The 18,363-nt window shown below is 65.3% G+C and carries 15 protein-coding genes; 1 reads left to right on the top strand and 14 read right to left on the bottom strand.

Features of this window, described 5'->3' with window-relative positions; genetic code table 11:
- Position 1: 1 nt before the first annotated feature.
- The 11 genes from mraY to ACLV8F_RS06570 form a co-directional block, all read right to left on the bottom strand.
- Complete coding sequence (mraY, locus tag ACLV8F_RS06620) at positions 2-1,180, bottom strand: phospho-N-acetylmuramoyl-pentapeptide-transferase (protein ID WP_411883452.1); 1,179 nt, start codon at positions 1,178-1,180, stop codon at positions 2-4.
- Positions 1,170-2,573, bottom strand: coding sequence for a UDP-N-acetylmuramoyl-tripeptide--D-alanyl-D-alanine ligase (locus tag ACLV8F_RS06615; RefSeq protein ID WP_411883451.1), 1,404 nt, complete (start codon positions 2,571-2,573; stop codon positions 1,170-1,172). The genes mraY and ACLV8F_RS06615 overlap by 11 nt, the downstream gene beginning before the upstream one ends.
- On the bottom strand, positions 2,570-4,066 hold the full coding sequence (locus ACLV8F_RS06610; RefSeq protein ID WP_411883450.1) for a UDP-N-acetylmuramoyl-L-alanyl-D-glutamate--2,6-diaminopimelate ligase: 1,497 nt from the start codon (positions 4,064-4,066) through the stop codon (positions 2,570-2,572). Before ACLV8F_RS06610 ends, ACLV8F_RS06615 begins: the two co-directional genes overlap by 4 nt.
- Complete coding sequence (locus tag ACLV8F_RS06605; RefSeq protein ID WP_411883449.1) at positions 4,063-5,796, bottom strand: peptidoglycan D,D-transpeptidase FtsI family protein; 1,734 nt, start codon at positions 5,794-5,796, stop codon at positions 4,063-4,065. The genes ACLV8F_RS06610 and ACLV8F_RS06605 overlap by 4 nt, the downstream gene beginning before the upstream one ends.
- Positions 5,793-6,125 (bottom strand): cell division protein FtsL, encoded by a 333-nt coding sequence (ftsL, locus tag ACLV8F_RS06600; protein WP_411883448.1) that lies wholly within the window; start codon positions 6,123-6,125, stop codon positions 5,793-5,795. Before ftsL ends, ACLV8F_RS06605 begins: the two co-directional genes overlap by 4 nt.
- Before the next feature lie 16 nt (positions 6,126-6,141).
- The gene (gene rsmH, locus ACLV8F_RS06595; RefSeq protein WP_411883447.1) at positions 6,142-7,059 is read right to left on the bottom strand and encodes a 16S rRNA (cytosine(1402)-N(4))-methyltransferase RsmH; all 918 of its coding nucleotides are present in this window, start codon (positions 7,057-7,059) and stop codon (positions 6,142-6,144) included.
- A 9-nt stretch (positions 7,060-7,068) separates the two neighbouring features.
- Positions 7,069-7,497, bottom strand: coding sequence for a division/cell wall cluster transcriptional repressor MraZ (gene mraZ, locus ACLV8F_RS06590; RefSeq protein ID WP_411883446.1), 429 nt, complete (start codon positions 7,495-7,497; stop codon positions 7,069-7,071).
- 454 nt (positions 7,498-7,951) lie between these two features.
- Positions 7,952-9,778, bottom strand: a complete 1,827-nt coding sequence (locus ACLV8F_RS06585; protein ID WP_411883445.1) for an STAS domain-containing protein — start codon at positions 9,776-9,778, stop codon at positions 7,952-7,954.
- A 40-nt stretch (positions 9,779-9,818) separates the two neighbouring features.
- The gene (gene dksA / locus ACLV8F_RS06580; RefSeq protein ID WP_411883444.1) at positions 9,819-10,862 is read right to left on the bottom strand and encodes an RNA polymerase-binding protein DksA; all 1,044 of its coding nucleotides are present in this window, start codon (positions 10,860-10,862) and stop codon (positions 9,819-9,821) included.
- Between the two features lie 341 nt (positions 10,863-11,203).
- A complete protein-coding gene (locus tag ACLV8F_RS06575) occupies positions 11,204-12,265 on the bottom strand; it encodes a CobW family GTP-binding protein (RefSeq protein WP_411883443.1) in 1,062 nt (353 codons plus the stop codon).
- Between the two features lie 182 nt (positions 12,266-12,447).
- Positions 12,448-13,638: a class I SAM-dependent rRNA methyltransferase gene (locus ACLV8F_RS06570; RefSeq protein WP_411883442.1), complete on the bottom strand. Its 1,191-nt coding sequence runs from the start codon at positions 13,636-13,638 to the stop codon at positions 12,448-12,450.
- Between the two features lie 185 nt (positions 13,639-13,823).
- Between ACLV8F_RS06570 and ACLV8F_RS06565 the strand changes: the two genes are divergently transcribed.
- Positions 13,824-15,602: a 7TM diverse intracellular signaling domain-containing protein gene (locus ACLV8F_RS06565; RefSeq protein ID WP_411883441.1), complete on the top strand. Its 1,779-nt coding sequence runs from the start codon at positions 13,824-13,826 to the stop codon at positions 15,600-15,602.
- 16 nt (positions 15,603-15,618) lie between these two features.
- Here the strand turns inward: ACLV8F_RS06565 and ACLV8F_RS06560 are convergent, their stop codons facing one another.
- From ACLV8F_RS06560 to dapF, 3 genes are all read right to left on the bottom strand, one after another.
- Positions 15,619-16,695, bottom strand: coding sequence for a tyrosine recombinase XerC (locus ACLV8F_RS06560; protein WP_411883440.1), 1,077 nt, complete (start codon positions 16,693-16,695; stop codon positions 15,619-15,621).
- An 11-nt stretch (positions 16,696-16,706) separates the two neighbouring features.
- Positions 16,707-17,402 carry a DUF484 family protein gene (locus ACLV8F_RS06555; protein WP_411883439.1) on the bottom strand — a complete coding sequence of 232 codons (696 nt, stop codon included), beginning with the start codon at positions 17,400-17,402 and terminating at the stop codon, positions 16,707-16,709.
- 78 nt (positions 17,403-17,480) lie between these two features.
- Positions 17,481-18,359 carry a diaminopimelate epimerase gene (gene dapF / locus ACLV8F_RS06550; RefSeq protein WP_411883438.1) on the bottom strand — a complete coding sequence of 293 codons (879 nt, stop codon included), beginning with the start codon at positions 18,357-18,359 and terminating at the stop codon, positions 17,481-17,483.
- Positions 18,360-18,363 lie beyond the last annotated feature (4 nt).

Below are 18,363 nucleotides of genomic sequence, written 5' to 3'. Positions count from 1 at the left end.
GTTACCTGAGCTTCAAGGTGGAAAGGCCGATGAGGCACAGCAGCATGGTGATGATCCAGAAGCGCACGACCACCTGGGTTTCTTTCCAGCCGCTTTTCTCGAAGTGGTGGTGCAGCGGCGCCATCTTGAGGATGCGCCGGCCTTCACCGTAGCGCTTCTTGGTGTACTTGAACCAGGTCACCTGCAGCATCACGGAGAGCGCCTCGACGACGAAGATGCCGCCCATGATGGCCAGCACGATTTCCTGGCGCACGATGACGGCGATGGTGCCCAGCGCGGCGCCCAGCGCCAGCGCGCCCACGTCGCCCATGAAGACCTGGGCCGGGTGCGTGTTGAACCACAGGAAGGCCAGGCCGGCCCCGGCCATGGCCGAGCAGAAGATCAGCAGTTCACCCGATCCGGGGATGTGCGGGAAGAACAGGTATTTGGAGTAGACCGAGCTGCCGGTCACATACGCGAACACGCCCAGCGCAGAGCCCACCATGACCACCGGCATGATGGCCAGGCCGTCCAGGCCGTCGGTCAGGTTGACGGCATTGCTGGAGCCCACGATCACGAGGTAGGTCAGGATCACAAAACCGAACACGCCCAGCGGGTAGCTGACTTCCTTGACGAAGGGCACGAGCAGACCGGCCTTGGGCGGCAGGTTCACGTCAAAGCCCGACTGCACCCAGCTGAAGAACAGCTCCAGCACACGCATGTTGGAACTCTCGGAAATGCTGAACACCAGGTACAGCGCAGCGACCAGCCCGATGATGGACTGCCACATGTATTTCTCGCGCGAGCGCATGCCTTCCGGGTCCTTGACCACAACCTTGCGCCAGTCATCCGCCCAGCCGATGGCGCCAAAGCCCAGCGTGACGATGAGGACGATCCAGACAAAACGGTTGGACAGGTCGAACCACAGCAGCGTGGAAATGCCGATGGCCAGCAAAATCAGCACGCCGCCCATGGTGGGCGTGCCGCTCTTGCTCAGGTGCGTCTGCATCGCGTACTCGCGGATGGGCTGGCCTATCTTCAGCGAGATCAGCCGGCGGATCACAAACGGCCCGGCCAGCAGGCCGATGAGCAGCGCAGTGAGCGCGGCCATGACGGCGCGGAAGGTCAGGTACTGGAACACCCTGAAGAACCCGAACTCGGGGGAAATCGACTGGAGCCACTGGGCCAGACTAAGCAGCATGGGGCTCTTCCTTTTGATGTTGTTGTGATTGATCTTGCGCATGGGCCGTGATGGCTTGCACCACACGTTCCATCTTCATGAAGCGGGAGCCTTTGACCAGCACGCTGCCGGTGTGCGGCAACTCGCCCAGCACGGCGGCGGTTAGCTCGTCGATGCTCCCGAAAATTTGCGCATTCCCGAAGCCGGTTGCGGCATTTTTTGATTGCTCGCCCAGCGTGAACAGCTTTTCAATGCCCAGCGCGCGCGCATGGCGGCCGGCTTCATCGTGGAACTGCGGGCCCTGGTCGCCGACCTCGCCCATGTCGCCCATCACCATCAGGCGCGGGCCGGGCAGTTCGGCCAGCACTTCCAGCGCGGCGCGCATGGAGTCGGGATTGGCGTTGTAGCTGTCGTCGACCAGCGTCAGTACCCGGTCCGGCAAATTCACGGCAATGGCGCGCGAACGGCCTTTGACCGGCACAAAGGCCGAGAGGCCCGCGGAGATGGAGGCCAGCGGCACACCCGCAGCCAGCGCGCAGGCCGTGGCGGCCAGGGCGTTCTTGACGTTGTGCCTGCCGGCAATGTGCAGCGAGAAATCGGTGTTGCCGGCGGGCGTGACGGCGGCGACCTTCCAGCGGCCGCCCTCCCATTGCGCGCTGCCGGTGACGTCGGCATCCCCTGAGAGCGCGAAGGTCAACACCTTGCGCGCGCCCACGAGTTCGCGCCACAGCGGGGTGTAGTCGTCGTCCGCCGGGAACACCGCCGTGCCCGCCGCATCCAGCGACTGGAACACCGAGCCGTTCTCACGCGCCACCGCCTCGACCGTGGCCATGAACTCCAGGTGCTCGCGCTGTGCGTTGTTGACCAGCGCGACGGTGGGCCTGCTGAGTTCGGCCAGGTAGGCAATCTCGCCCGGGTGGTTCATGCCGAGTTCGACCACCCCCACTTCGTGCGCGGCCGACAGGCGCAGCAGCGTGAGCGGCACGCCGATGTCGTTGTTGAGGTTGCCTTCGGTCGCGAAGGCCTTGTCGGCTTTCCAGGCACGCAATATCGACGCGATCATTTGCGTGACGGTGGTTTTCCCGTTGCTGCCCGTCACCGCGACCAGCGGCAGCTTGAACTGCGAGCGCCAGCCCGCCGCCAGCCGCCCCAGCGCCAGGCGCGTGTCGAGCACTTCCAGGCCCGGAAGGCCGGCTTGCTCCAGGCCGTGATGGGCAATCGCCGCCACCGCACCTTGCGCCCTGGCTTGCGCGAGGAAGTCATGGGCGTCGAAGCGCTCACCCTTGAGCGCGACAAACAGGTCGCCCGCCTGCAGGCTGCGCGTGTCGGTGTTGACGCGCAGGACCTGCACGCTCGCATCACCCACGAGACGAACGCCGGGCAGCCAGCCCAGGGCTTGTTGCAGGCGCATCATGATGGCGCTCCTTGCCGGGGCGCGGCCAAAGCATCGAGGGCCGCCTGCGCATGCGCGCGGTCGGAGAAAGGAAGCTTGACGCCGCCTATCTCCTGAAAACTTTCGTGTCCCTTGCCGGCCAGCAACACCACGTCCGCGGGAGCGGCCAGGCTCAAGGCATGCGTGATGGCAGACGCCCTGTCGGCCTGCACATGCACGGCATCGCGGTGGCTCAGGCCCAGCAGCACCTGGCAGATGATGGCCAGCGGGTTTTCGCTGCGCGGGTTGTCGCTGGTCACCACAACCTGGTCGGAATTTTTTTCGGCCACGGCCGCCATCAGCGGGCGCTTGGTCGCATCGCGGTCGCCGCCGCAGCCGAACACGCACCAGAGCCGGCCGCCGCGGCGTGCCGCCGCCGGCCGCAGCGCGAGCAGCACCTTCTCGAGGGCGTCGGGCGTGTGGGCGTAATCGATGACCACCAGCGGCCGGCCTGGAATGGCCAGCGTCTCGGTGCGGCCAGGCACAGGCAACAAACCTGAACAGGCCTTCACCGCATCGGCCAGCGATACGCCCATCGCGCGCAGGGCCGCGAGCACGCCCAGCAGGTTGGAGACGTTGTACTGGCCGACCAGTTGAACGGCAAGCGTGTGGCTTTCGGCGCCCTCGGCCACTTCAAAGCTCAGCGCGTCTTCACCGTGCACTATCTTGCGTGCCTGCAGGCGCGCCGGCTCGACGCATGAAACCGTCCAGAGATCCAGGCCGCTGGCTGCCAGCGATTCGTTGAGTTCGGCGCCCTTGGCGTCGTCGATGTTGATGACCGCCGACTTCAGGCCCGGCCAGCCGAAGAGTTTGGCCTTGGCCTCCCAGTAGTCCTGCATGGAGGCGTGGTAGTCGAGGTGGTCTTGCGTGAAATTCGTGAAGATGGCGACTTCGATCGCGGTCGCGTCCAGGCGGTGCTCGACCACGCCGATGGAAGACGCCTCCAGCGTGCAGGCGGCAAAACCCTCGTCGGCGAAGCGCCGCAGTTCCTGCTGCAGCAGCACCGGGTCGGGTGTGGTCAGGCCGTTGGAAACCATGGCGCCGGGCTCGCCTATGCCCAGCGTGCCGATGAGGCCGCATTTGCGCCCCAGCCGGCCCAGCGCCTGCGCCAGCCACCACGCGGTCGAGGTCTTGCCGTTGGTGCCGGTGACGGCCGAGATTCGCAACTGCCGGCTCGGTTCGTTGAAATAGACGGCGGCGATCGGACCGGTCGCGGCCTTGAGGCCGGCGTATTCGGCGACTTTTTCGTCCTCAAAGCCATAGTAGGCGGCCGCGCCATCCTGCTCGACCAGGCAGGCCGTGGCGCCCGCGGCCAGCGCCGCGCCCACAAACTTGCGCCCGTCGGTCGCGGCGCCGGGCCAGGCGATAAAGCCGTCGCCTTTGGCCAGCTTGCGGCTGTCCGTGCGCAGGCTGCCCGTCACGCGCTCGCGCAGCCAGCCGGCGGCTTGCTCAGGGGTGTGGAGCTGTGTGCTCAAAACGACTCCTCCACGGCTTGCGTGGTGATCTGCGGCTTGACGCTCATGTCGGGCTGCACGCCCATCATGCGCAGCGTCTGCTGCACCACCTCGCTGAAAACAGGCGCGGCGGCCACGCCGCCGAAGTAGTTGCCGTCGCTGGGCTCGTCGATCATCACGCCGACGATGATGCGCGGCGCCTCGATGGGCGCCATGCCGGTGAACCAGGCGCGGTATTTGTTGGTGGCATAACCTTTACCGACCTGCTTGTGCGCCGTGCCCGACTTGCCGCCCACTGAATAACCCACGGTTTGCGCCAGCGGGCCGGTGCCGCCGGGCGCGGCGGCCATCTGCAGCATGCGGCGAACGGCATGCGCGTTCTCCGCCGAGAAAACCTTGACGCCCACCGCGGGTTCGTCACTTTTGAGCATGGTGACGGGGATGATCTGGCCGTCGTGCGCGAAGGCGGTGTAGGAATGCGCCATCTGGAACAACGAAGCCGACAGCCCGTAGCCGTAGGCCATGGTCGCCTGCTCGACAGGGCGCCAGGTTTTCCAGGGCCGGACACGCCCCGTGACGGCGCCGGGGAACTGGATCTGCGGTTTTTGCCCGTAACCCAGCGCGGTGTAGGTGTCCCACATTTCCTGCGGCGTCATTTTCTGCGCGATCTTCAGCGCCCCGACGTTGCTGGATTTCTGGATCACGCCCTCCACCGTCAGCGTGCCGTAGTTGTGGGTGTCGCTGATGGTGAAGCCGCCGATGTTGTAGCGGCCGGGCCCGGTCTCGATGATGGTTTGCGGCTTGATGCGCCCGGCTTCGAGCGCCATGGCCACCGTGATCGGCTTCATCGTGGAGCCGGGCTCGAAGGTGTCGGTCAGGGCACGGTTGCGCAGTTGCTCGCCGGTCAGGTTCTTGCGCTTGTCGGGCACGTAACTCGGGTAGTTCACCAGTGCCAGCACTTCGCCGGTGGTGGAGTCCAGCACCACGACGCTGCCGGCCTTGGCCTTGCGCGCGATGACCGCGTCGCGCAGCTTCTGGTAGGCGAAAAACTGCACCTTGCTGTCTATGCTCAGCTGGATGTCCTTGCCTTCGACGGGATGGACCTGCTCGCCGACGTCCTCGACGACGCGGCCCAGGCGGTCCTTGATCACGCGGCGCGACCCGGCCTTGCCCGCCAGGTCCTTGTTGAAGGTCAGCTCTATGCCTTCCTGGCCGCGGTCCTCGACGTTGGTGAAACCCACCACGTGGGCCACGGTTTCACCTTCGGGGTACTGGCGCTTGTATTCCTTGCGCTGGTAAATGCCCTTGATGCCCAGGGCGTGGATTTTCTGCGCCACGGGCTCGTCGACCTGGCGCTTGATCCAGACAAAGGTCTTGTCTTCCTCGCCAAGTTTTTTGTTGAGGTCGGCCAGCGGCATTTCCAGCAGCCTGGCCAGTTCGGCCAGTTGCGCCTTGCTGGCCTCGACGTCTTCGGGGATGGCCCAGATGCTGGGCGCCGGCACGCTGGACGCGAGGATCAGGCCGTTGCGGTCCAGGATGCGACCACGGTTGGCGGGCAGCTCCAGCGTGCGGGCAAAACGCACCTCGCCCTGGCGCTGGAAAAATTCATTGCCGAAAATCTGGATGTAGGCGGCCCTGCCGGCCAGCCCGGCAAAGGCCAGCGCAATACCGCCCACAATGAACTTGCTGCGCCAGACGGGTGTCTTGCTGGCCAGCAGGGGGCTGGAAGAATAAAGGACGCTGCGGCTCATGGCTTGCCGCCTCCGGGCGCCGGGGCCGGCACCACCGCCGCCGCCGCCGCCGCCGCCGCCGGGGCATCTTTGTAGGTCACGTACTGCGTGATGGCCGGCGTCACCGTGCGCATCTGCAGGCGCTCTTTGGCGAGCTTTTCCACCTTCAGGGGCGTGGCCTGGGCGCGCTTTTCCACCTGCAGGCGCTCGTTGTCCATTTCGATCTTGCGGGCCTCGGCCGTCGCTTTCTCAAGCTCGACGTAGAGGCGGCGCGACTCGTACTGGGTGCGCACGAGGTAAAGCGCGCTGACGAGCACGGCCAGAAGCAGCACGAAGTTCAGCCTGGCCATGACGGTGCTCCGGCATTCATGCGGCCACCTCTGTGCGTTCGGCGACGCGCATAACGGCGCTGCGCGAGCGCGGGTTGCCGGCCACTTCTTCGTCGCTGGGCATGGTGCGGCCCAGGGCCTTGAGGTGCATGGCTTTCGGTTCGGCGAACGGCGCGCGGCGGTCGAACACCTCGCGCGAATGCGCGGCGATGAACTGCTTGACGATGCGGTCTTCGAGCGAATGAAAACTGATCACCACCAGACGGCCTCCCGGTTGGAGAACTTTCAGCGACGCGGCTAACGCCTGTTGCAGCTCTTCAAGCTCGGCGTTGATGAAAATCCGAAGAGCCTGAAATGTGCGCGTTGCAGGGTCCTTGCCCGGCTCGCGGGTTTTGACCGCGCCAGCCACGACTTCGGCCAGCTCAGCGGTGGTTCGAAGAGGGCCCCGTTCCTGTCGGCGACGATCAATCGCCTTTGCAATCTGTTGAGCAAACCGTTCTTCGCCATATTCACGAATCACCTCCGCCATGGTTTCTATGGATGCATCCGACAGCCACTCGGCCACGCTCTGGCCACGCGTGGTGTCCATGCGCATGTCGAGCGGCCCCTCCTGCCGAAACGAAAAACCGCGCACCGGGTTGTCGATCTGCGGCGAACTCACGCCCAGGTCCATCAGCACGCCGGCCGCGCTGGCGGCGGGCAACTGGCCGAGGTGCATAAAGCCCTCGTGGCGGATGGAAAAGCGCGGGTCGCTGATGGTCTGTGCCTCGGCGATGGCGTCCAGGTCCTTGTCGAAGGCGGTGAGCCGCCCCTGCGGCGAAAGCTGCGACAGCAGCAGGCGCGAATGCCCGCCGCGCCCGAAGGTCGCGTCGACGTAGTGGCCGTCCGGGTTGACAAGAAGCGCCTCTATGGCCTCGTTCAACAGGACGGTGCGGTGTATCCATGTGCCGTTCACCGTCTTCTTTCAGAACGAAAAGTCTCTGAAGACATCGGGCATCTCGCCCTTCATCTGTTCGGCCTCCTGGGCCGCGTAGGTGGCGGAGTCCCAGAGTTCGAAGTAGCTGCCCATGCCCAGCAGCACCGTGTCTTTGCTGATGCCGGCGGCGGCGCGCAACTCGGGCGAGACCAGCACGCGGCCGGTGGCGTCCATGTCGACGTCCATCGCGTTGCCGAGGAAGATGCGTTTCCACCACTGTGCCTGCATCGGCAGCGAGGCGATGCGGTCACGGAATTTTTCCCACTCGTTGCGAGGGAAAATCATGAGGCAGCCGTGCGGGTGTTTGGTGATCGTGAGTTGGCCGGAAGCGGTGGCACTCAGCACGTCACGATGCCGGGTCGGCACGGAGAGCCGACCTTTGGTATCGAGAGCTAACGATGAGGCGCCTTGAAACACTGCTACAAACCTTTGGAAAACACTTTTCACCACTAAATTGCACTTCCTCCCACTTTAGCAGGAAACCATTTGCAAGCAAGGGATTTGAAACAAATTTTTTCAATGAAATCAAGGACTTAGCAGCATCTCTGGATGCAGAGGGAAAAGCAAAAAGCGTTCTAAATTAAGCACTTAGAACCTGCAATGAAAGTATTGCTTTAAGCCAATAGGTGTTAACGAGAACCAAGCAGGGAGTATTTCCATCACGTTTACCGGGCGCCCCGCTGCATCGGTGGTGCGCAGGCTACAAAAAATATAGCAAGCGACTCAGCCTGCATGCCAAGTAACAGTGTGCGGCGCGAGGCCACGAGAGGGCAACGCCGCAGTTGGCGGCTGGCGTTTCGGAGGGTGGATGCGGGTTGTAAAACCCGTTGGAAACCAGCCCCATTGCGGGGGCTGGCGAGGACCAGGAGCGTCAGTCGACGCGAACCATGACCCTGGCGTGCTCGGTGATGCCGATCACGTTGAAGAAGGCCGCCACCAGGCGGTTGACGTCGGAGAACTGCACCGCGCGGCTCTCGGCTTCACGGGCCGACACCCAGTTGAGCAGCGTTCCCGCGGCGGAAAAATCCACGCGAATCAGCTTGGAACACGAAATCAGCATCATGTCCGCGCCCATCAGCTTGGCTTCGAGCTTGTCGAGCACCGCGATCGCGTCGCCCTGGATCTGTCCGGACAGTTCCACCGACAGCAGGTTGCTCATCTGCGAACTCGGCGCGTCCATCTGGGTGTCCCCTTCGATGGCGCTGAGGCTGGATGACATCGAATCGCGGTAGACGTCGCCGATGATGGCCTCGCCGCTCAGGACACCGCCCTGCGCGTCGATGGGCTTGTATTCGCAGCGCGCGCTGTCCCAGGCCGGCGGGGACACTTCGTAGGTGACGCAAAAATCGAGCGCCGCCAGTTCGAAGTCGTCGGGGCGGTTCGTGACGCGCAGCGCCTCCATGCGCAGCAGCCACCAGTTCTGGGCCGTGTCGCGGCTGCCGGAAGGCGTGGCGCTCTGCAACACCTTCTGCAATTGCGCATCGCCCATGAAACGCAACTGGACGGGTTGCGCCGCCCAGCCGCTGAAGACCTTGTACAGCGGCTCCACCGCGGCGGCTTCAATGGTTTTGAGGTTGTTCCAGTCCAGGCGCCAGGGCATGGGTGCCTTGGCCATGGCCGCCTTGAGCGCGGCCACCGTCTGTATGCCCAGCGAGGAAGGGCATACCCAGTCGGCGGCGGGCCCGTTGCTGGCCTTGTTCAAGGGTTCGGCAAGCATTTTCACCGCCTCGGGCATCGAAAACCATTGCGGCGCTGAGCGGTCAAACCGCTCGACGAACTGGATCGCCGCCGTTTCAAACTTGTCTTGCTGGGCCGTGGCGCGGTACAGGTCGAACAGCGTCAGCCAGGTGTCCGCATGGCCGGCGCGCGCGCCGCCGGGGGCAAGGATTTCCAGGAGGCCGGCTTCCGCGCCGGCGTCGTCGCCATTGGCGAAGCGGATGGCGGCCTCTTCGAGCTCGGCGTCATGCTCGACACCTTCGGCCACGTCGACGGCGCTGAATTTGGAGTGTGAAAAGCCGGAGCTGCCGCCCTCGTCGCGGCCGATGCCGGCCAGGCCGCCCGGCAAGCCCACCACCGGGGGAGGCGGCGGCGGTTTGGCGCCAAGGCCGCCGGCACGGGCTTCGGCGAGCGCCATGGACAGCGAGTCGGGTTCCGTGCTCGGCGCATCCCGGGGCGGCACCGGATCGGCCGGCTTGAGGCCCGATTGCAGGCCCGCCGGGGCCGTGGCCCGGTAGGCGGTGGGCAGCGCGTTGTCCAGCAGGGGGGCCTGGACCGATGGATTGCGGGCGCCCGAGGGAGACGCGTGCGGGGGCGTGCTGTCGGGGATGCCGCCGTTCTTGGTTTTCCACCACTGCATCGACATCTGCGCTTCGATCTCGTCGATCTTCTTGAGGGTGGTGGCCCTGTCGTCGGGCTTGGACGGCATGCTGCTCTGGAAGAACGAGGGCCTGCCGCCCGGGTCCTGGCCCACGCCCACCATGGCTTCGCGCTTGCGCATCTTGCGCAGCATGTCGAATTCGCGCTTGCGCACAAAGTCGTTTTGCCGCTTGCGCTCTATCATTTCCTTGAGCAACTGCTTGCTCATGGCCTCGTCGCGGTCGGTGGCTGCGGCGTCCAGGTCCGCCCAGTTCGTGGCCGGATTCCGGACGAACTTCACCATCTTGGACAACAGGCCTGAAGCGGTATCTTCTTTGGACATGGCGTGACGACTAAAAAACCTTCAACCGGGGAACTGGCGTTTAATCGCCAAACATTTTTTGCTTGAGTTCCCTGCGTTGCTGGGCTTCCAGGGACAGGTTGGCCGTGGGGCGCGCGATCAGCCGGCCCACGCCGATGGGTTCGCCGGTCTCGTCGCAATAGCCGTAGTCGCCGGAGTCGATGCGGGCGATGGATTGCTCGATTTTCTTGAGCAGCTTGCGTTCGCGGTCGCGGGTGCGCAGTTCAAGGGCGTGTTCTTCCTCGATGGTCGCGCGGTCCGCCGGATCGGGCACCACGACGGTGTCTTCACGCAGGTGCTCGGTGGTTTCACCGGCGCTGTTGTGGATGTCCTGCTTGAGCACCGACAGCTTGTGGCGAAAGAAAGCCAGCTGCTTTTCGTTCATGTACTCGGAGTCGGGCATGGCCTTGACTTCGTCGTCCGTCAGCTGCTCGGCGGATTTGGTCTTCCAGTTGTTGGCAAGCTTCGGGTCTTTTTTGGCCGCCGCCTGGGGTGGCGGCGCGATCACGCGTTCGGTCATTGTGGAGTAACTGGCTTTGGCTGCGTCAGGCGCATGGGTTGGCACCATGGGTGCGGGAGGGGGTGATTGGGTGGCGACCCGGGCCGAGCTGCGGCGCCCGGGTTTCAGCGGCGGCGGCGCCGTGAGCCCGGCCCTCACCACGGGAGCCGGGGCCGGCGCGGCGGCGGCGGCCACAGTCGGCACGGGCTTGGCGGCGGGTTTCGGGGCGGCTTTGACAGCGGGTTTGGCGGCGGGTTTTGGCGATGTTTTGAGCACTGGCTTGACGGGTTTGGCGACGGCCTTGGCCTTGGCAGGCACAGGCTTGGCAGCGGTTTTCTTGACGGCTGCAGCAGGTTTTTTCTGGGGTGCAGCCTTGGGTGCCGGCTTTACAGCCTTTTTCGCGGCGGGTTTGGGCGCCGGTTTGGCTTTCACGGCAGGTTTGGCGGCTTTTTTCACAGCGGCCTTGGCAACTGTTTTGGGCGCCGGCTTGGCTTTTACGGCTGTCTTGGCGGCCGGTTTGGCTGCAGCCTTGGCGGGCGTCTTGGTCTTCTTCGCTGGGGCTTTCACAATGTGTCTCCTCTGGAAAGCAGCCTTGGGACGGCCCTGAGGCCTCCGCGGCGGCTTCCTGGCCGGACCGCTGCTGCGCAATCCAACCCTAGCTGTTGCCAGATTTCCTGGTTTGTCTGCCGCACGCCACGCCTGAAAACCGCTAAAAACCGGTCCTCAACCCGCTTTTTAGCCGGTTTTAAGCCTGGCAGCCCTCCCGATTCGGCTATTCGGGTATTTTGGCCGGCGCGCGATTGTAGCGGCTCGCCAGCACGCTGTGACACCCGAAGAACAAACCGTTGGAGAATCGAGACAAACATGAAGCCCTCCGCCTTTTATCGGCTACAGGCGGACAGCCTACCTCAAACCAGGCACTGCTCCAGGCCCTGCACAAAAATATCTTTGGGCAGGTCGATGCCGATGAAGACCATCTTGCTGTTTTTCTTCTCGCCCTCGGCCCAGGCGGGCCCGAGGTCGCTGCCCATGAGCTGGTGCACGCCCTGGAAAATCACCTTGCGGTCGGTGCCGTCCATGTTCAGCACGCCCTTGTAGCGCAGCATGCGCGGGCCGTAGATGTTGACCACCGCGCCCAGGAAATCCTCGAGCTTGGCGGGGCTGAAGGCCTTGTCGGAGCGGAAGACAAAACTCTTGACGTCGTCGTCATGGTGGTGATGGTGGCCGTGGCCTTCGTGCCCGTCCTTGGCGTGGGACGGGTGGTCGCAATGCTCGCCGTGTTCATGATCGTGGTCATGCCCGGCGTGGTCGTCTTCCTTGAGGAAGTCGGGGTCGATGTCCAGCTTGGCGTTGAGGTTGAAGCCGCGCAGGTCGAACACGTCCTTGATCGCCACTTCGCCGAAATGCACGGCGGTCTGCGGGGCGCGCGGGTTCATGTGCTTCAGGCGGTGCATCAGCGCATCGACCTCGTCCTTGGCGACCAGGTCCGACTTGCTGATGAAGATCTGGTCGGCGAAACCGACCTGGCGGCGCGCCTCCTGGCGGTCGTTGAGCTGGGTGGCGGCGTGCTTGGCGTCGACCAGGGTCAGGATGGAGTCCAGCAGGTATTGCTCGGCGATTTCCTCGTCCATGAAAAAGGTCTGCGCGACCGGGCCGGGGTCGGCCAGGCCGGTGGTTTCGATCACCACGCGGTCGAAGTCGAGCAGGCCCTTGCGTTTTTTGGCGGCCAGCAGCTGCAATGTTTCGCGCAAATCCTCGCGGATCGAGCAGCAGATGCAGCCGTTGTTCATCTGGATGATGTTTTCCTGGGTGTCGTTGACCAGGATCTCGTTGTCGATGTTTTCCTCGCCGAATTCGTTCTCGATGACGGCGATCTTCTGGCCGTGCGCCTCGGTCAGCACGCGTTTGAGCAGCGTGGTTTTGCCCGAGCCCAGAAAGCCGGTGAGGATGGTGACGGGGATCAAGCTCATGGTGTCTACCTAAAAACGGGGGAAATTGCGGGAATGGCAGGAATGCGGCGGGCCGCGAGAACCCAAGCTGGGGAGTTTAGCGGCGGGTTCAAGCCCTTCGAGGGGGCCGGGCGAATACCACCTCGGCCAACAGTTACTTTACAGGTGCTGTCAAGCCCCGGGGCATGCGCCCCCAGCCGCCCTCAGCCGCCCACACGCTTCACCAGCACCAGCCCCTTGAGGTATTCGCCTTCCGGGAAGGCCACCGTCATGGGGTGGTCGGGCGCGCCGCCCATGCGCTCGGAGATGAAGGCGTCCACGCCGGCGTCTATGCCGGCCGACGCCACGATCTTGTGGAACAGGTCGGCGCTGATGCCGCCCGAGCACGAGTAGGTGAACAGCACGCCGCCGGGCGACAAAATGGACAGCGCCAGCCGGTTGATGTCCTTGTAGGCGCGGGCGGCGCGCTCGGCATGCGTCACGGTGGGCGCGAACTTGGGCGGGTCCAGCACGATGGCGTCGAAGGTCCGGCCTTCCTTCTGGTACTGGCGCAGCGAGGCGTTGACGTCGGCATCGAGCAAGGTGGTGCGGCTGGCATCAAAGCCGTTCAGCGCCACGTTGGCGCGGGCCCGCTCAATCGCCGGGGCCGACGAGTCGATGGACGTGACATGCGCGGCGCCGCCGGCCAGCGCGGCCACGGTAAAGCCACCGGTGTAGCAATAACAATTGAGCACCTGGCCGAACTGCAGCCTGCGCGTATAAGCGGCGAACTTCTGCCGGCTGTCGCGCTGGTCCAGGTAAAAGCCGGTTTTGTGGCCTTCGGCAATGTCCAGGCTGAGTTTCCAGTCATGTTCGGTGATGGTGATGCCGGTTTCGCCTGAGCCCTTGAGCCATCCCGTGACTTCGGGCAAACCTTCCAGCGCGCGCGAACTCGCATCGGAACGTTCATACAGGCGCGCCAGGCCGGTCTGCGCCAGCAAGGCCTCGACGATCACGTTTTTCCATTTTTCCGCGCCGCAACTGGAAAACTGGGCGACCAGGGTGTCGCCATAGCGGTCCACCACCAGGCCGGGCAGGCCGTCGGATTCACCGTGGACCAGGCGCCGGCCGTCGCTCTGAATATCGAAACGCTCCCGCGCCTTCAGGGCCTGGGCGATGCGCGCCTCAAAAAAAGCCGCGTCAATGCGCTGCGCTTCGTCAAAACTCCAGACCCGTGCGCGGATCTTGGAGGCCGGGCTGAAGGCCGCCCAGCCCAGGAACTGGCCGGCGTGGCTTTCCACCCGCACGGTTTCGCCGGCATCGCCGCCGCCCTTGGCGATGGCGCCGTCAAAAATCCAGGGGTGGCGCCTCAGCAAGGAACGCTCCTTGCCATCCCGCAATCGAATAATTTTCATGGCGCTATTGTCGCGGCAGGGCGCGCGGGCCTCGCCTGCGCCCGCTCATCACCCCAAAACAACCGCCCGCGATGTCCCCAAAAGTCGTGACTGTAATTTTCGCGAAAGTTTGCGACAATCGCCGGTTAATGATTTTTGAGTACATTTCGCGGCAGTTAAAGAGACACAAGCCATCTGCTGGCGCTGTGCTCCGCAAACCCGCGACTACCCGGACCCTGTTGCTGGGCCTGGCCATCAGCTTGCTGATGGGCTCGCTGCTGGCCTTGGCCAGCCCGGACGCCCGCTCGCGCACCGTGCTGGACCTCGACGCCCGCACGCAACCGGTGGCCCTGCAGGATTGGGGTGACTACTGGATAGACACCACCGGCAAGTTCACGCCCGCGCAGGTCATCGCCACGCCCGACTTACCCTGGAAGCCGACGCGCGCCGATGCGATCTACCCGGTCACCACCGGTTATTCCATGTGGGTGCGCATCAATGTGCCGCCCGCACCTGATTCCGAACGCTGGTACCTCGAGGTGCCCTATCCCTCGATCGACCGGGCGTCGCTCTACACGCTGGATGGCGCCGGCCAGTGGAACGAGCAACTGGCCGGCGACCTGGTGGCGGTCGACAAATGGCCGGTGCCGCACCGCCACCCGCTGCTGCCCATCGCGCTGTCGGCTGAGGTCCCGACCAACTACCTGCTGCGCCTGGAAAACGGCCATGCCTTCAGCGCGCCGCTGCAGTTCATCAGCGAGGGGCGGCTGAGCTATTCCGAGCAGCGCGTCTCGCTGATCCTGGGCATTTTCTTCGGGCTGACCGGCCTGGCCGCGCTGATCTCCGTGCTGGGCGCCGTGTCGCTGCGCGACACCGCCTACGGCTGGTATGCGCTGTGCGTCACCCTGCTGGGCCTGACCCAGGCCACCGTCACCGGCATCGCGGGCCTGCACCTCTGGCCTTCGTTGCCCGGCTGGAGCGACGTCGCCACCTCGGTGCTGCCCATGCTGACGGTCTCGGCCACGCTGCTGTTCATATCGGCGGCCGTGGCCCTTCCCGAGCGTTCGCTGCGCCTGCACCGGCTGATGATCGGCCAGGCCGTGCTGGGCGCGTTGACCGCCGCGCTGCTGGCAGTGTTGCCCGCCGCCACGCGCATGGACGTGTTCATCCCCATCACGCTGCTGCTGGAATTCAGCGGCATGCTGGTCCTGGGCTGGGCCTGGCGGCGCGGCGACCGCGTCGCCCCCTGGCTGGTGCTGGCCTATGTGCCCGTGCTGGTCGCCGCCGGCTGGACCATGGCGCGCAACGCCGAACTCGTGCCCATCGGCTTCCTCACGCAGCACGGCATGCAACTGGGCGTGGCGCTGCACCTGCCCATCGTCATGCTGGTGCTCATGCTGCGCAGCCAGCAGCGCCGCGAAAACATACGCCGCATCCAGGGCCTGGACCGGGTGGACCCGGCCACCGGCCTGATCAACGGCCATGTGTTCGCCGAGCGTTTGATCCGCATGATCGCGCGCTCCGAACGGCTGCGCCACCAGAGCGCGGTGATGATCATCGACCTGGTCAACACCGAGCAGATCCAGCGCGACTTCGGGCGCAAAGCCGCCGACGAGCTGCCGCTGCGCGTGGCCGAGCGCCTCTTGTCCACCGCGCGCGAAATCGACAGCGCCGCGCGCATGTCCGAGCGGCGTTTCGGCATGCTGGTGGAAGGCCCCTTCAACGCCGAGGACGCCGGCACGCTGGGGCCGCGCATCGTGGCGCGCTGCCTCATGCCCTACAAAGGGCTTCATGTGGATTGCGTGGCGCAGGTGCACGTGGCCTATGCGCTGGTGCCCCACCAGGGCTCGAATGCCCAGGGCCTGCTGACGCAGCTCGAGGAACGCCTGGCCGCCGCACCCGCTGAAAGCAAGCGCGCGGTGTTCATGCTCGGGGAAGCGCAACCCATGCGGCCGGCCCGGCGCGACAGGCCCAAGGCGGCCTGAGGGGCAGCCGGCCGGCTCAGACCTTGCCTGGTTTGACGGCTTTCGGGACCGCGGCGGCTGGTTCGGGCGCGAGCGGCGCAAACGGCGCCGCCACCCCCATGCCGGCTTTTGACACCGCCCGCGGATGCGCCGCATCATAGACCTTGGCCAGATGCTGGAAGTCCAGCCGCGTGTAGACCTGCGTGGTCGTGATGTTGGCGTGGCCCAGCAACTCCTGCACGGCGCGCAGGTCGCCGCTGGACTGCAGCACGTGGCTGGCAAAGGAATGGCGCAGCATGTGCGGATGCACCGGCGTGGCCAGCCCGGCCTTCAAGGATCGTTGCTTCAGCCGCACCCGGATGTGCTGCGGCGTCAGGCGCTTGCCGCGCTCGCTGATGAACAGGGCCTGGTCCTCGCGCGCCCAGGCGCCGCGCGCCGCCAGCCATTGCTGAAGCGACCGCAGCGCCGCGCCGCCCACCGGCACGCTGCGCCGTTTCGAGCCCTTGCCCAGCACGTGGGCTTCGGCCGCGTCGAGGTCTATCCAGCCTCGCGCCTGGCCGCTGGCCCGCACGTCCAGCCCCACGAGTTCGGCTATGCGCAAGCCGCAGCCGTAGAGCAGCTCGGTGATGCACTGGTCGCGCAGCGCCAGCAAGGGGTCGCCGTCGCTCACGTCAGCCTGGTAGGCGGCCAGTTGCACGGCCTCGTCCACGCTCAGGGCTTTGGGCAAGGGCTTGGCGGCTTTCGGGGCGCGCACGTCCTGCACCGGGTTGCCCTTGACCAGGCCTTCGCGGCCCAGCCAGGTGTAAAAGCCGCGCCAGCCAGACAGGATGAGCGCGATGCCGCGGCCGCTGCGCCCCGCCCCGTGCATCTGCGCGACCCAGCGCCGCATGTGGATGTTTTGCACCTCGGTCAGTTGCACGCCGGCCTTCAGGGCATTGGCCTCGAGTTTTTGCAGGTCCAGGGCGTAAAGCTCCACGGTGCGCGAGGCCAGGCGTTTTTCCACGCGCACGTGCTCGAGGTAGCGCTCAACCAGCGGATGTGAGGGCGGCACGACTGGCACAGACACGGGCCCGGCGCCGCCGGTTTCAGGCGCAAGAGGCAATGTCCGCGCCATGGCCGTGATGTTTACTCGGCCACAGCCTGCTGGGGCCGCAGGCGCGTCAGCGCCGCGCTGGCGAGTTCGCCCAGGCGCTCCAGGAAATCGGTGCCCATGCCGCTGTGAAAGCGCTCGGGGTCGGGAGAGGCCAGCACCAGCAGGCCGCAGGCGTCCGCGCCGGGTGAGGTACGCAGCGGGATCATCGCCATCGACAGCGCCACGGCCGGTTCAGGCAGCCAGCCGGCGGCTTCAAAACCGGAGTTGACACCGCAGTAAGGGGCGCCCAGCGAGGAAGCAAACGCCTTGGCGTCCTCGCTCACGCCGGTGGCGAAGCTTTCATCCGAAAAAATGCCGTTCACGTCCCAGACCTTGATGGCCGCCTGGGGAATCAGGAATTCGGTGGTGATGCCCTCGACCACGGCGCCCGGCAGGTCGCGCGCCTGGGCCGCCTGCAGCAGCTTGCGCGTCCAGCGCTGCATCTTGTCGGCGATGCCGACGTTGTCCTGGCCGTGGCGGATCATGTCGACCATGCGTGTTTCCAGGCCCTTGATCTTTTCGCGCAGCATGAGCGCCTGGCGTTCCTGCAGGCTGACCGCGCGATTGCCGTGGCCGCTGGACAGCTGCACCGAAGCCAGCAACTCGGCGTGCCGCTCAAAGAAGTCGGGCGTGTTGGCCAGGAAGTTGGCGATGTCGTCTTCGGTGATGGGATGTTCGGTTGGGTTCATCGTCGCATTGTCCTCAGTTTTGCGGCCCGCGCAAAGCTCGCGGGTGGGTCGCGTTACATCCGCTTGCGCCAAAAGCGCTCAGATCATGTCGGGAATTTCGATCTCAGACTCGAACACCGTGGTGGCCGGCCCGGTCATCATGACGGGCGCATCGAGCTGCCCCGTCCATTCGATCGTAAGCTGGCCGCCGCGCGTCATCACGTCCACGCGCGTATCGAGCAGGCCCCAGCGTATGCCCGCCACCACCGCCGCGCAGGCGCCCGTGCCGCAGGCCAGCGTCTCACCCACGCCGCGCTCGTAGACACGCAGGCGGATCTGCCCGCGCGATACGACTTGCATGAAGCCCGCATTCACGCGGCGCGGAAAACGTATATGGTTTTCGATCAGCGGGCCGGTTTCCAGCACTGGTGCGGTGTCGACGTCGCCCACCAGTTGCACCGCATGCGGGTTGCCCATGGACAGCGCACCGATAAAAATCGGCGCCGCCTGCGCCTGACCCGGCAATGCCAGCGGCCATTTCTCCCACGAACCCTCGGGCACGGGCACAAGGCCGGCCGCGTCAAACGGGACACGAACCGGCTCGAACACCGGCGCACCCATGTCGACCGTGACGCGCCCGTCCGCCTGCATGCGCGGCTCGATGATGCCGCTCAGGGTCTTGACCCGCACGACGTCCTTGGCCGTCAGCCCCTGCTCGCGCACAAAACGCACAAAGCAGCGCGCGCCGTTGCCGCACTGCTCCACCTCGCCGCCGTCGGCGTTGTGGATCACGTATTCGAAATCGATGCCTTCTTCGGTCGGCGGCCGCACCGTGAGGATCTGGTCAGCGCCGACGCCGAAGTGGCGGTCGGCGAGGAAGCGGTATTGGGCGGTGGTAAGGCCCAGCGAGCCCCGGGTTTCGTCGAGCATCACGAAATCGTTGCCCGCGCCTTGCATTTTGGTGAATCGGATTCGCATCAGG

This window comes from Polaromonas sp. YR568 (genome assembly GCF_943369675.1).
Taxonomy (GTDB): Bacteria; Pseudomonadota; Gammaproteobacteria; order Burkholderiales; family Burkholderiaceae_C; genus Polaromonas.
Note: the sequence above shows the minus strand (reverse complement) of the source record. Positions and strands in the feature narration are given on the sequence as shown.

Coding starts and splice junctions, on each gene's coding strand:
- mraY (WP_411883452.1), bottom strand. CDS start 1,180: ATGCTGCTTAGTCTGGCCCAGTGGCTCCAGTCGATTTCCCCCGAGTTC.
- ACLV8F_RS06615 (WP_411883451.1), bottom strand. CDS start 2,573: ATGATGCGCCTGCAACAAGCCCTGGGCTGGCTGCCCGGCGTTCGTCTC.
- ACLV8F_RS06605 (WP_411883449.1), bottom strand. CDS start 5,796: ATGAGCCGCAGCGTCCTTTATTCTTCCAGCCCCCTGCTGGCCAGCAAG.
- ftsL (WP_411883448.1), bottom strand. CDS start 6,125: ATGGCCAGGCTGAACTTCGTGCTGCTTCTGGCCGTGCTCGTCAGCGCG.
- ACLV8F_RS06585 (WP_411883445.1), bottom strand. CDS start 9,778: ATGTCCAAAGAAGATACCGCTTCAGGCCTGTTGTCCAAGATGGTGAAG.
- ACLV8F_RS06575 (WP_411883443.1), bottom strand. CDS start 12,265: ATGAGCTTGATCCCCGTCACCATCCTCACCGGCTTTCTGGGCTCGGGC.
- ACLV8F_RS06570 (WP_411883442.1), bottom strand. CDS start 13,638: ATGAAAATTATTCGATTGCGGGATGGCAAGGAGCGTTCCTTGCTGAGG.
- ACLV8F_RS06560 (WP_411883440.1), bottom strand. CDS start 16,695: ATGGCGCGGACATTGCCTCTTGCGCCTGAAACCGGCGGCGCCGGGCCC.
- ACLV8F_RS06555 (WP_411883439.1), bottom strand. CDS start 17,402: ATGAACCCAACCGAACATCCCATCACCGAAGACGACATCGCCAACTTC.
- dapF (WP_411883438.1), bottom strand. CDS start 18,359: ATGCGAATCCGATTCACCAAAATGCAAGGCGCGGGCAACGATTTCGTG.